At 66.4% G+C, this 13,048-nt stretch carries 10 protein-coding genes; 4 read left to right on the forward strand and 6 right to left on the reverse strand.

Annotation, left to right across the window (positions count from 1 at the left end; translation table 11 throughout):
* Positions 1-2: 2 nt before the first annotated feature.
* From GXP34_05130 to sbcD, 4 genes are all read right to left on the reverse strand, one after another.
* Positions 3-458, reverse strand: a complete 456-nt coding sequence (locus GXP34_05130) for a cyclic nucleotide-binding domain-containing protein (protein NOY55354.1) — start codon at positions 456-458, stop codon at positions 3-5.
* Entirely contained in the window at positions 455-1,570 is a 1,116-nt protein-coding gene (locus GXP34_05135; protein ID NOY55355.1) for a sulfite reductase subunit A, read from the reverse strand. Before GXP34_05135 ends, GXP34_05130 begins: the two co-directional genes overlap by 4 nt.
* A gap of 183 nt (positions 1,571-1,753) precedes the next feature.
* On the reverse strand, positions 1,754-2,665 hold the full coding sequence (locus GXP34_05140) for a hypothetical protein (protein NOY55356.1): 912 nt from the start codon (positions 2,663-2,665) through the stop codon (positions 1,754-1,756).
* Complete coding sequence (sbcD, locus tag GXP34_05145; protein ID NOY55357.1) at positions 2,662-6,171, reverse strand: exonuclease subunit SbcD; 3,510 nt, start codon at positions 6,169-6,171, stop codon at positions 2,662-2,664. The genes GXP34_05140 and sbcD overlap by 4 nt, the downstream gene beginning before the upstream one ends.
* Before the next feature lie 101 nt (positions 6,172-6,272).
* Here sbcD and GXP34_05150 point away from each other — a divergent pair, with 101 nt between their 5' ends.
* Positions 6,273-7,592, forward strand: a complete 1,320-nt coding sequence (locus GXP34_05150; GenBank protein NOY55358.1) for an aspartate aminotransferase family protein — start codon at positions 6,273-6,275, stop codon at positions 7,590-7,592.
* A gap of 13 nt (positions 7,593-7,605) precedes the next feature.
* On the opposite strand, the gene GXP34_05155 is transcribed toward GXP34_05150, so the two are convergent.
* Together GXP34_05155 and GXP34_05160 are read right to left on the reverse strand one after the other, a co-directional pair.
* Complete coding sequence (locus GXP34_05155; GenBank protein NOY55359.1) at positions 7,606-8,709, reverse strand: DUF819 family protein; 1,104 nt, start codon at positions 8,707-8,709, stop codon at positions 7,606-7,608.
* A 104-nt stretch (positions 8,710-8,813) separates the two neighbouring features.
* Positions 8,814-10,493, reverse strand: a complete 1,680-nt coding sequence (locus tag GXP34_05160; GenBank protein ID NOY55360.1) for an ATP-binding protein — start codon at positions 10,491-10,493, stop codon at positions 8,814-8,816.
* 134 nt (positions 10,494-10,627) lie between these two features.
* Here GXP34_05160 and GXP34_05165 point away from each other — a divergent pair, with 134 nt between their 5' ends.
* The 3 genes from GXP34_05165 to GXP34_05175 form a co-directional block, all read left to right on the forward strand.
* Positions 10,628-11,647 (forward strand): hypothetical protein, encoded by a 1,020-nt coding sequence (locus GXP34_05165; protein ID NOY55361.1) that lies wholly within the window; start codon positions 10,628-10,630, stop codon positions 11,645-11,647.
* Positions 11,647-12,708, forward strand: coding sequence for a peptidoglycan-binding protein (locus GXP34_05170; protein NOY55362.1), 1,062 nt, complete (start codon positions 11,647-11,649; stop codon positions 12,706-12,708). The genes GXP34_05165 and GXP34_05170 overlap by 1 nt, the downstream gene beginning before the upstream one ends.
* A 13-nt stretch (positions 12,709-12,721) precedes the next feature.
* A partial coding sequence (locus GXP34_05175) for an ATP-binding cassette domain-containing protein (GenBank protein ID NOY55363.1) occupies positions 12,722-13,048 on the forward strand: 327 nt, incomplete at its 3' end.

A 13,048-nucleotide genomic window follows, 5' to 3' on the forward strand; every position in this document is an offset into this window, starting at 1 on the left:
CGTCATTCTTGCCCGTAGAGATCGAGGAGCTGGAGACGGGCGTTTTGCAGCCTCGTCGCCGACTCCCTTGCCACCACGCGCCACAGGGCGGCATCCAGTCGAGGATTGTGTTTGCAGGCTTCGAGCACGGTCCGCGCATCGAACGCCGCCAGCTTCGAATCCGTGAGCGCCTGTGCGGTCCACTGCCATCTGTATGGAGGCAGACGCCAGCTCAGTCCGAGGAGGCAACCCTCCCCCAGGGTCTGGATCGTGATCGGTGGACGAGACGGACCGGCGATCCGAAGTGAGATCTTCCCCTCGATGACCAGGTAGAAACGATCTGCCGGCGTGTTCACTCTGAAGATGATCTCATTCTCCCGCACGGCCGTTTCCTGAGCGATGGACTCCAGAAATGCGAACGATTGATCGTCCATCTCTGCGAACAGCGGACTCCTCTCACGCCATCGTCCGAGTTTCACACGGTCACCTCCGAATCGTTGCGAAGAAGGTCGATCTCTGCGGTGATGTCGATTCCGACCGGACACCACGTGATGCACCTGCCACAACCCACACAGCCGGACGTACCGAACTGGTCGTACCAGTAGGCAAGCTTGTGGGTCATCCACTGACGGTAACGGGACCTCGAAGAAGATCGGACCGCATGCCCGTGAAGGCTCGAGAAGTCGAGACCGAAGCACGAATCCCATGTTCGCCGGCGCGAAGCCGTTCCTTTCAGGTCGGTCGAATCCTCGACGGTGGAGCAGAAACAGGTTGGACACACGAGCGTGCAGTTCGTGCAGCTCAGGCAGCGTCGGGCAATCGATTCCCACATCGGATGTTCGAGGCCGTTTGTCAAGAGCTCGTACACCTCCTGGTTGGGCATCGTCCTGCCCATGTGCGCTTCCGTAACGCCGACGATCGCCTCGACGCGGTCCAGATCCACTTTCGTGGCGGCCCTTCCCTCGAGAGCGTCGAGGATCTCGGACCCCGCATCGGATCCCGACTCGATGATGAACTCATGGCGGTCGGGTTCGAGCACTTCGGTGACGACGAGGTCGTAGCCACGCTCGCACCGAGGTCCGGTACCCATCGAGGCGCAGAAGCAGGTGGCTCCGGCGACTGCACAGTTCACGGCGACGGTGAACGATCCGTTTCGAGCCGACGCGTAGTGCGGGTCACGGAACGCCGATCCGAGAAGGACCTTGTCCTGTATGGCGACCGCCGCGAGTTCACACGCCCGCACACCGATGAACGCGTAGCGGGAATCCGCAGGTGGCTCGGGATGGAACTCGAGGCCGGCCTCCGCGTGTTCGGCCGTGAGCAGCGTCTGCCGCGGAGGAAACAGGAAGCTCTTGAGTGTTCGTGGACCGACGGCGTGGCCGAAGTAGGCATCGTCGTCTCGCCGCACGAGCCGGTATGTCCCCGCATCTTGTTGATCCGTCCAGCCGATCGGGAGGTCGCCGGCCCCATCGAGCTTGTCGTATACGATCGTTCGCTCATGGATCGTTGGACCGATGACCGTGTAGCCGCGGTCTTGCAGGAGCGAGATCAGCGAGTCGAATCGGTCGGCGCCTACGACTTTGGGAGACATCTGCGCCCCCTCCCGGACCCGGGCCCGGCTTGTCGAAAGGCGATCTTCGCATCGACATCGCATCTCGATCTCGGGCTCAGGTGTCGCATCTGTTCCAAACCTCGCTGCAGTCTAAGCCGGCACCCATATGATGCGAATGCCCCGGATTCGGCCGCATCCGGACGACTTGGGCGGACATCGGGATCAGCGGTGGGCCGCCACGCGCAGCGCCCGGTACAGCAACTGCTGGTCGCCCAACCGCCGGCGCAACTCCCGTTCCAGACCGCCGATGGGATACAGGTTCTGGGGAGCCCGTGGATCCTTGTGGGCGGCCGAGGCGAATCGTGGAAGGGTCACCGATACGCGATCCGCCAGTCGGCGGGCGGAGACGATGTCCCGATCGGCGCTCACCTCACAGCGGACGATCCCACCGAGCGGAGCATCACCGCCGCCCGGCAGACGCGTGTACCAGGAGTATCTACTCCACGATGTCGTGGTCAGGAACAGCGGTGTCCGCTGCCCGGGCAGGAGCCGGGTCAGTACCGTCTGCAGCGCCGCAGGAAGATACTGCACCCTGTGGGTTTTGACATACCCGACCCCTCCGGGCACGTGCTGACGCCCGGTGAGCGGACCGTCGGTGATGATCAGCTCGGCGGCGAGGAGGTGACTCGCCACCTCACGCTCCAGCTCGCCCATCCGCTGCTGAAGGCCCAGCCACAGTTCCTCCAGGGACGATCCGGCGGTCGCGCGCACGCCGTAGACCCCATGCTTCGTCGTGACGGCCTCCGCTCCGGGAGCCGACGTGAACAACCCCCGCCGCACCTCGGCGCCGACCAGCTTCGCCTCCGTGTCACAGCGAACGGCTCCCGCCGCGTAGGTGGCGCAGAGTCCCGACACGGGAACGCCATCTTCTTCCCCTACCCACACATGTGCATCGACCCGTCGCACACCGTCGACGAACAACACCGATCGGGCCGGTTCGGTGTCGGGTTCCAGCGGAACCCAATCTGCTGCAGGCACTTCGATATCGACGTCGGGGACGATTGTCGTCTCGGCCAGCTCCGATGCCACGGGTGTGCCGTATTCGGGCGCCCACGGTTCGACGGAGAGCCTCACGTGTCGATCCGTTCCACATGGGCTCCACCGGCGTCCTTGGTGACCAGGAAGCGGGTCGGCACCTGTTCGGCCAGGTCCTCGACGTGGCTGATCAGCCCGACCGTCCTGCCCGTGGCCCCGAGTTCGTGCACCACGCCGGCGACCACGTCCAAGGTCTCTTGATCGAGTGTCCCGAACCCCTCGTCGAGAAAGATGGATTCGAGCCGTGCGTTGCCGCTCAGGGACATCGCGGCGAGCTGCTCGGAGAGCGACAGTGCCAATGCGAGCGACACGAGGAACGTCTCGCCTCCCGAGAGGGTCTTCACGGAACGCCGCCCGTCGGCGTTGCGGTGGTCGATGACGGTGAATCCGCGGCCTTCGGCTTCGAGCGAGTAGGCACCCGAGGACAGCTCGTGGAGGAGTCGGTTCGCTCCGACCGTGAGGTCCGCGAGGGCTTCCTCCAACAACCAGGCTTCGAACCGGTTGGATCGAAGATGCTGTTCGAGTGCGCCTGCGACCGTGGCGATTCGCCGCTGTTCCTTCGCCTCGACGGCGAGCTTCGCCGCCTGGACGCGGTCGGCGCGCAGCCGGTCCAGACCGAGTTTGGCGGTGGCGATCGCATCGACACAGACGTCGCGAACGGGTCGACTGCCGACGGTGAGTCCGGCCTCCTCGACGGTGGCGACGAGGGTGCGGCGACGCTCGCCGAGCGCCTGTTCCGCGGCCGCGACCTTCTCGGCGGCTTCCTTCACGGTCCGGGATCGCAGATCTGTCGCATGCCGTGCCCAGGTGACCAGCTCGGTCCAGTCGGCGAGGAGGTCGTCCCGGCGAGGTGACGGCGGTCCGAGGGGAGCGACTCGATCCCGGACGGCGTCGAAGCGCCGGCGTGCCTCGTACACGACCTCGTCGAGACGCTTGATCTGCTCGTCGAGCGCTCCGAGACCCTTCATCGCCGCCTGTTCCGCCGCACGTGCGTCTCTCATCTCGTCTTGTGCAGCAATGACCCGTCCGCGGATGTCCGCGATCCCCCTCTCGTCCGGTCGGCCGGCGATTCGCTCGCGCAGTTCTTCTGCCTCCCGAGCAGCAGCGACTGCCTGTGTCGTGAGCTCTTCGAGCGTCGCAGTGAGGCTCGCATGGAGACGCTGCGCGCCGAGGTGTGCCTGCTCCGCGTCGTGCAGCGTGGCGAGCGCCACCTCCAGATCCGCCGGCGCCTCTCGGTCCGGGACCACCTCCACGGTCCTGTTGCAGACGGGGCAGGGTTCGCCCGCGCGCAAGGTCGTGACGAGTTCGTGCGCCGTGTGTGCCTGCCGGAGCGCCGCGGCCGATACCTTGGCATCGTTCAACGCGGTCCGTGCCGCCTCGAGCTTCGTGGCCGCTTCGGCCACGCCGGCACGCACCTCTGCGCTTCGAGCGCCGAGCCGGGTGAGGCGCCCTTCGGCGCGTGCGAAGGCCTGATGCGCTTCGGCGAGCTTCTCGAGGTCGGCAAGTTCGGGAAGCGTCTCGAGATGCTTCTCGGCCCGTCGGCGCCGCTCCTCGGCGGTCTTGAGAGTTTCTTCGGCCCTGCCGCGTTCTTGTTTGACGGCGACGGTCTTGGAGGCGAGTTGGTCGAGACCGCCGGGAACTTCGAGACCTTCGAGGAGGTCGAGTTCGGCCTGAGCCTCCTTCGCCTGCTGCGCCCATGTCCCCGCCTCGGTCTGCAGTGTGACGATCTCCCCGGTCGCCTCTTCGACGACCTTCAAGAGTGCTTCGAGGTCACGAACCCGTGCGACCGCGGCGGCCTCTGCTTCCTCGGTCGCGCCGGCGAGATCGGCGATCTGGGCTTCGAGCATGGCGGCCTTCTGCCGTGCTGCGATCTTCCTGTCTCGTGCGCGCTCTCGCACCCGCTCGTAGACGCCGAGGTCGAGGAGTTCACGGAGGAGCTTTTGACGGTCGGTCGGCTTGTCGTGAAGGAAAGCCGCGAATCTGCCTTGGGGAAGGACGACGCTCTTGACGAAATGGTCGTAGGAGAGACCGAGAAGTCGTTGAACGGCGTCGGTGACCTCGTCGGCACCCGAGGCGACCACGGTTCCGTCGTGTTCGAGTCGGGCTTCGGCCGTGGTCGCTCCCTTCTTGAGCCGGCGAACGACCCTGACCGCCGTGTAGCGCTCCTCACCGATCGTGAAGTCGAAGCGGATGCGTGCCTCGACCTTGCCGAGCGTGATGACCGGCTCGACGGTCCGCCGGTCCCCGTACCGTGGGACGGAGCCGTACAGGGCAAAGACGATGGCGTCGATGATGCTCGACTTGCCCGATCCGGTCGGCCCGGTGAGCGCGAACAGGTCCGCTCCGGTGAAATCGATCTCGGTGACCTCTCTGAACGCGGTGAAACCGATCAATTCGAGGCGTTCAGGTCGCATCGACGTCTCCAAGCATCTCGTCGAAGAGAGCGACGACGTCGTCATCGGAAGCATTGACCTGTTCGAGATACTCGATGAACAGCTCGCGAGGCGGGCGGCCGAGGCGTACGTCACGATCCGCCGTGTCGATGTCTCTCGGTGTGGCGAGCAGCACGTCGACGGCGTTGGGAAACAGCTCTCGGACGACGTCACCGAGCCCGGCCCGTGCGGCTTCGTGCACGACGATCTTGAGGTACGCGTCGGCGATCTCCGCCTCGCCGGCCCGAGCTCTGCCAACGTGCCGGCGAGTTGGATGAGCCGCCTTCCGGCAGTGACGGGAACCGGGCGGACCGTTGCGGGGAGTCCCGGTTCGGCGTCGACGATGAGCAGACCTTTCTCGTCGTCTCTCTCACCGAAGTCGAGCTGCATCGGTGATCCTGCGTACCACACGGGCGACGGTGCAGGGACCGATTGCATGCGATGCAGGTGTCCGAGTGCGACATAGGACAGGGCGCCGCCGAATGCCGTCGCGGGGATCGCATAGTCCTCGACCGTGAAAGCGATGCGCTCGCCGCCTCCCAGCCTCCCTTCGGCGATCATGAGGTGGGCGACGACGAGGTTGACTTCGTCGGACGTCATGCCTTCGGTGAGCCTGCCGAGGATCGCTTCCACCCGGCCCGCGTACTTGCCGCCGTGTTCGAACGGGTCGAGCGCCATGAGGTCGTCGGCGCCAACGATCCCCCGTTTGCCGACGAACGGCACGAGCGCGATCCGTGCCGTCTCCCCCGCGTCGGTCAGGATGCGCACCACTCCCCCTTCGTCGGGGCGTTGGAGCGTCGCCCCGACGGTGACCCGGCCCATTTCGAAGAGTGGAGCGACGGCCCGCCACCGTCTGGGATGGTCGTGATTGCCTGCGATGAGCACCACGGGGGCAACGTCGGAAAGATCGAGGAGCGCCTGGTAGACGATCCGCTCCGACTCGGCGCTCGGCGCGACCACGTCGAATGTGTCGCCGGCGACGAGGACCAGGTCGACGGCCTCACGGCGGGCCACGTCGGCGATCTCCGCGAGGACGGCCCGGTGCTCGTCGGCCCGGCTGCGTCCCCGGATGGAGCGCCCGACGTGCCAATCGGCGGTGTGCAAGATCTTCACGGGCCCGATGGTACCGGTGGGGGGTGACATGATCGGAGGTCTCTCGCGGAGGGACGGCCTCCTGCGACCTTCATGTTCGGTCGCTACGCTCCGGGGACATCATGACAGCACAGATCCCCCCGATCGGACGGCCCCACGACGAGATCCTCGACGAGATGCGCCGCCTGCACGACACAGACGCCGACTGGCACGAAGGGCACACGTGGAGCCTCGTCTACCACGCCGGTGACGAGCACACCGCGTTCCTGAAGGAGGCGTACGGCGTGTTCTTCAGTGAGAACGGCCTCAACCCGATCGCGTTCCCGGCGCTGCGAAAGTTCGAAGCCGACGTCGTCCGGATGACCGCGTCGATGCTCCATGGTGACGATCGGGTCGCAGGCACGATGACCTCCGGCGGCACCGAGAGCCTGCTGATGGCCGTCAAGACCTATCGGGATTGGGCACGGGCGACCAAGGAAATCGCGGAACCCGAGATGGTGCTGCCCGTCACCGCCCACGCGGCGTTCGACAAGGCCGCCCACTACTTCGGGGTGAAGCAGGTTCGGGTCCCGATGGGTGACGACCTGCGGGCCGACCCGGCGGCGATGGAGTCGGCGATCGGCCCGAACACGATCCTGATGGTCGGCTCGGCGCCGGACTACCCGCACGGTCAGGTCGACCCCATCGAAGATCTGGGGGCGATCGCTGCGGATCACGGTATCGGGTTCCATGTCGATGCCTGCCTCGGCGGGTTCCTCGTCCCGTGGGCGGAGCGGCTCGGCGTGCCTGTCGGCGTCTGGGATTTCCGAGTCCCCGGGGTGACATCGATGTCGGCCGACGTGCACAAGTACGGCTTCGCAGCGAAGGGGGCGTCGACAATCATGTACCGCACGCCGGAGCTGCGCCGCTTCCAGTTCCACGTCACCGCGGACTGGCCGGGCGGCATCTACGCGTCGCCGTCGATGGCGGGTACCCGGCCCGGTGGAGCGATCGCCGCGGCGTGGGCAGCGCTGCAGGCGATCGGCCAGGACGGCTACCTGCGGTTGACGAGCCAGATACTCGAGACGTCCCGCCGCCTCATCGACGGTGTCCGTGCCATTCGGGGGCTCGAGATTCTCGGCGACCCGCTGCTCAGCGTCTTCTCGTTCATCGGGACCGACGTCGACATCTTCGCCGTGGGCGATGCTCTCGAAGATCGGGGATGGCACGTCGATCGGCAGATCAAGCCGTCGGCGCTGCATTTCATGGTCACTCCGGCCCATGCCGGGATCGTCGACGCGTTCCTCGAGGATCTGGAGGCCTCGGTCGACGAGGTGCGGGCGAACCCCGAGTCGGCGACGAGTGGGCAGGCGGCCATGTACGGGATGATGGCCACACTGCCGGACTCCGACATGCTCGAGGAGATCGTCCTGCAGACCTTGGAAGGCCTCTACTCGATCTGAACCGACCCGTCGATCAGCCCGGGCGCAGCAGATACGCGAGGGCGATTCCGGCGTAGTTGCCGATCGCGTAGCCGACGACCCCGGTGGTGAGGCCCGAGACGAGGATCTGCCGGTTCTTCAACGCGGCGGCGACGGGCGGGACGAACGCCGGACCGAACACCGCGGCGGTGGAGGTGATGAGCACCGTGTCGGTGTCGATCCGAAAGAAGGTCGCCAACAGGTAGTGCAGCAGGATCGCGCCGATGAGGACGATGGCGACGAAGATGAACACCTGGCCGAACGCTCCGACGAGACGCCTGACGTTCGCGAGGGTGCCGACGGCGACGGCGAACACGAGGAGCAGGAACTCTCCGGTCTCGAACGTGCCGGGCAGGTTCCGGATCTTCGGAACGAAGGACGCCAGGATGCCGACGGTGGTGATGGCGAGGATGACCGCGGCGATCGGCAGGCCGGGAGCGAGCACATACACGATCCCGACGGCGACGCCGGAGGACAGGATGCTCAGCCCGAGGGCGGCGAGCACGTTGCGCGATCCGAAATCGGCTCGTTCACCGTCGTCGAAGTCGTCTCCGAGGCGCGAGTAATCGAACGCCGGCAGGAACTTGCCGAGGACCCGTTGGGCAATCGACAGCAGGAACAGCAGGTACACCCCGGAGAGGATCACGTCGGCGCCGTTGAGCAGCACGAACGTCTCGTTGGGGACGCCGAGGGCGATGCCGATGGCGCTCATGTTGGGGGTGCCGCCCGTGTAGACGCCGACGGTCATGCCGGCCATCTGCCAATCGTGCGGCCCGCGGAGGATCAACGTCGCGGTTGCCGCGGTGACGATGACCGCCACTGCGGCGAGGGTGAACGAGATGACGGCGGGTCTGGCTATCCGTAGCCATGCCCGGAAGTCGGTGGTGAACAACAGCAGCGGGATGGCGAGGATGACGGTCGCCTCGGTGAACGTCGTGGCGAGTTCGGTGTCCATGAAAACCAGGTTCCCGAGGACGATGCCGAAGAGGTAGCAGAGGACGATCGGACCGAGAAAGCGCAGCGCCTTGTACTTGCGCGCCCCCCATCGTGCCGCCACGGGGAAGCCGATGAACAACGCAGCCTGAATAGCCAAACCCACGATCGGACGCTAGTCGAGTTCGACCCGGCGATGTCGGCCGGAATCGGATTCTCGTTCTTGTGTGAGTTTGCCGCTCATGATGCGGCCGATTCACGCTCGAAGGGTCAGGTCAGGCCCTCGAAGGGATCCTCCGGCACGTCTCCCCCGCCGACCGGTGGGCCCGCCTCCGAAGCTCGGGTCGCCCAGGCGGGGAACGGGAACTCGAGGACGACCGGGATCGGCAGCTCGGGCTGGGCGACGATCATCGTGCCGGGCTTCATGATGGTGGCCCGCTGCCGCTGCACGATCGGGAGGAACCCGTATTCGTCGCGACCGGCCTCGGCCGAATCGAGGCGGCCGACCACGCGGATGGCGGAGTTCGCGATGATGCGTCGCTCCACCTCGCTTGCCGTCTGCTGGGCGCCGATCAGGATCACGCCGAGCGACCGTCCGCGTTCGGCGACGTCGAGGAGGATCTCCTTGATCGGGCTGAACCCTTCTCGCGGCGCGTACTTGTTCAGTTCGTCCAGAACGAGGAACAGCAACTCGTCGGACTGGCCCTGGCGTTCCTTGTCCTCGAACGCCCGGCGCACGGTGACGCCGACGACGAACCGCTTCGCCCGGTCGTTGAGGTTGTGAAGATCCACGACGGTCACCTGTCGCCGCAGCTCGATGCGGTGTCGCTCCGCGCTCGGCAGATCACCCCTGACGAGGTGCTCGACATGACGGACGGCTCCCTGGATGCGCCGAACGAATGCGTTGACGGTGCCGATGCCGATCGCAGGGCCTGCCCACTCGATACGCGTGTCCTCCTCCTGCACCTTTCGGGTGATGAGGTCTGCGAGGTCCCGGAAGGTCCGAACCGGCTCGCCTTCGATCGAGACGCCGCCGTCGTCCAGAACGGTCGCCTTGCGCAGGCGAGCCATCACGTTGTACACGACCATCGTGTAATGGGCGCGGTCGTCCTCGGCGTCGGCAAAGAGGAACGGCAGGAGATCCTGCGTGCAGAACTCGGCGATCGTCCAGAAGAACGGCGTGACACCTTCGTGGCGGGCCCGCACGTCGGGTGCCGCAGACGGCGACCCATGCTTCGGCGGCACATAGATGCCGACGGACCGGAACGGGCTCGCCGGGAGACCAAGGGTGCGATACCGCTTGGCCTGGTCGTCGCCCATTGCCAGGTTCGGACGGTCGAGGAACAGCAGGTCCTCGCCTTTGACGTTGAAGATGAGCGCCTTGGTGTTGACCGCCCGCGCACCCAGAACACCCGAGGTGAAGAGGCTGTGGAGCAGGAAGGTCGCGTAGGTGGTCTTCGTTGCGACGCCGGAGACTCCGGAGATGTTGACGTGGGCACCCCGAGTGCCGTCGACGAATTCCAGGTTGACGAACATCGGCTCACCCGACCTGCTCGAGCCGACGGGAATCCGATCGGTCATGCGGTCGAAGAACAGCGCCCGATCCCGCTCCTCGCCGGTCGCGCGCACGACACCCTGCCCGGGACGCGGCGGGACGAACGTCTCCGGCTCGAAACGCGTCGCGACCACCTTGGCCGCCTCGCCGACCTCGGCCGGCAGGATGCCCTCCTCGATCAAGAACACGTCCGAGTCGAACCGGGCGCCTTCGTGGCGGGCACGCACCTGCTCCACGATGCCGTAGATGTGCACGGTGTCGCCGCCCGGGAGGGTGCGTTCGAGGGCGACGACGTCGTCGAGCTGGAGGTACTCACCCGGAGCGACCCCCACCCAGAACTCGAGCGGTGTGGCGTCTTCGGTGCCGATGACGCGCCCGACGATGTTGTGTGTCATGGCGGCGAGCGTACCAGCGGGCGGTGACGGGTTCGGAGCCGCGTCCCTCCCGGCATGGAATCCAGACGGTGGTCGGGAGCGCCATGCCACCTTTAGACTGTCTTCACCTACCACGCCAGGAGGTGGGCCGACACATGCCCAGGGACTTCGCCGCGCTGGCCGTCGCGGCCATGACTCTTTCAACAGTGATAAGTGCCTGCACACCTGCCACCTCCCCGACACGGTCGGCCCCGCCGGCAGCAGTGTTGACCGCCGCAGAGCAACGCAGCTTGGCCCGTGTCGAACGGGATCTCGTCAATGTCGACTACTTCACGTCACAGGAGGTAGACGTCGTTGCCGAGGCCAAGGCAGAACTGGAGTATCGATGCCTACGGAACGCCGGGATCGACTGGCGGCCGCCGGGACCGTCGGACATTCCCGACACGCCGAATCCTCTCAACGCAATACGTCCGCCGGACCTCTGGCTGCATCAGGACGGACCGATCGGTCTCGCGACGCCACTTGCCGAGCCCGGAACCCTCGATACCTTTCTCAGTTCGTTGCGTTCGGCCGATTCGGCGATGCAGGAGTACCCGCCGGCCCCGCCCGGTTGGGAGGACGCCGAGTTCGGGAATCCACGCAGGGAGATCACCATCGACATCGGCGGAGGCGGTTCGGTGACGGTTCCGGTAAGCGGCTGTGCGGGGCAGGTCGTCGAGCAGCTCTACGGCGTGGACGCCGCCGCCTACCATCGGACGCGCACCGCGGCGATCGTTGCATCGAAGGTTCTCGACCAGGTCGTCGGCAACGAGTCTGTGGCCGACGCGACCCGCCGGTGGTCCACCTGCATGCACAGGCAAGGGTATCGCGTGGCAACGCCCGACGATCTGTATGAACTCTTCCAGAGCGACTTCGAAGGCCTGATCAACGGCACACGGACGATCGCCGACCTCTCGGAGACCGACGCTGCCGTCGGAGCGGCAGACGCCGAGTGCAAGACACAGAGCGGTCTCGCCACGACGTTCGCCAGAACGCTGATCGACGTTGGAGAGGAACGGCTGCGACGCAACGAGGGTGTGTTGGCGGCGTACGCGAAGTACCGAGAAGAAGGACTCGAGCGGGCCGCGGCAATCGTCGGCGGGTCGTTCCCCGACGATGTGGACGGGGGATCGTGATGGCGCGGCGCCTCGCGGCCGGTGCACTCGTGGTCCTCGTGACCGTCGCGGCAACCCTCGTCGCGACCGCGATCGTGTCCCGCCCGGAACCGCCTTCGGGTGAAGACACCGCGTCCGAGACGGAGACGATGCTCACCGGAACGGTCGCCCGTGAGGTGCTCCGTCGCGGCGTGTTCCTGCGCGCGAGGGTGATCGACAATCCGGAGCGTTTCCCGATCGACCGATCCGGGGTCGTCACCGCCATGCCGAAGCGTGCCGGGGACGAGGTCCTCGAAGGGGACGTGGTCGTGGAGATCCAGTCGCGGCCCGTCATGCTGCTCTACAGCCCGTTTCCCGGATGGCGGGATCTGCAGCCCGGCTCGCGAGGCCGTGACGTCGAGATGGTGCAACGGGCCCTCGGTCGTCTTGGGTATCCGATCATCGACGAGCCCGGGGTCTTCGGCCCCGACACCGAGGCGGCCGTCCGAGACCTCTATCTCGACCGCGGCTACGAGCCACCGGCCACGGGAGATGGGGAGACGGAGCTGCCGCCGGGCGAGGTGCTCCTGGCCCCGGAGGGCGTGTGGCTCTGGTCCGCCGACGGTGTCGAGGTCGGTACGGTGTTGGTCCCCGGAGCCCCGGAGGTCTTCCTGCGGCGTCCCGGAACACGCCTCCAGCTCGACGGTGTTCCTGGGACGATCGGCAACGGGACGGATCTGCTCGTGTGGACCGCTCCCGGAGCAGAACCCCGGGCGGCGACCGTCGTAGACGTTCTCACAGCCCCCGTTGGTGCCGACGTCGACAGGCAGGTCGTCGAAACCGAACCCCCGACGGCACAGCTCATCGGAGGTCGGTCGGGCGACGTCGCCGTCGAGGTCGTCTCCGAAGCCACCGCCGGACCGGTCCTGGCTGCACCGGGTACCGTCGTCGCCACAGGCCCCGACGGCGGCACCTATGTGGAGCGGCTTGCCGACGGAACCGTCGAACGGGTACCGATCACCGTCGGCTTCATCGGCGACGAGCTCGTCGAGCTCCGCTCGGACCGACTCGAGGTCGGCGACGAACTGCTGCTCCAACGGTGAGAGGCTGCACCGCATGAGCATCGAGGCGACGGCTCTCGGCCGGTTCTTCGACGGAGGGCGGGTTCACGCCGTCCGGGACACGAGCTTGCGCATCGACGACGGCGAGTTCGTCGTCATCACCGGCAAGAGTGGCTCCGGAAAGTCCACCCTCCTCAACCTGTTGGGGCTCCTTGACCGGCCGACGACCGGCAGTCTGGTCATCGACGACGCATCCGTCATGTCGCTCTCGGAAGCCGAACGAACCAGATTCCGGGGACACACACTGGGTTTTGTCTTCCAGGACTCCTTCCCCGACGCGACCCGAACAACGGCCGAGAACGTGATGCAGGGGCTCCGGTAC

It is taken from the genome of Actinomycetota bacterium (assembly GCA_013152275.1).
In the GTDB taxonomy this organism is placed as follows: Bacteria; Actinomycetota; Acidimicrobiia; order Spongiisociales; family UBA4744; genus BMS3Bbin01.

Coding starts and splice junctions, on each gene's coding strand:
- GXP34_05135 (NOY55355.1), bottom strand. CDS start 1,570: ATGTCTCCCAAAGTCGTAGGCGCCGACCGATTCGACTCGCTGATCTCG.
- GXP34_05150 (NOY55358.1), top strand. CDS start 6,273: ATGACAGCACAGATCCCCCCGATCGGACGGCCCCACGACGAGATCCTC.
- GXP34_05160 (NOY55360.1), bottom strand. CDS start 10,493: ATGACACACAACATCGTCGGGCGCGTCATCGGCACCGAAGACGCCACA.
- GXP34_05165 (NOY55361.1), top strand. CDS start 10,628: ATGCCCAGGGACTTCGCCGCGCTGGCCGTCGCGGCCATGACTCTTTCA.
- GXP34_05170 (NOY55362.1), top strand. CDS start 11,647: ATGGCGCGGCGCCTCGCGGCCGGTGCACTCGTGGTCCTCGTGACCGTC.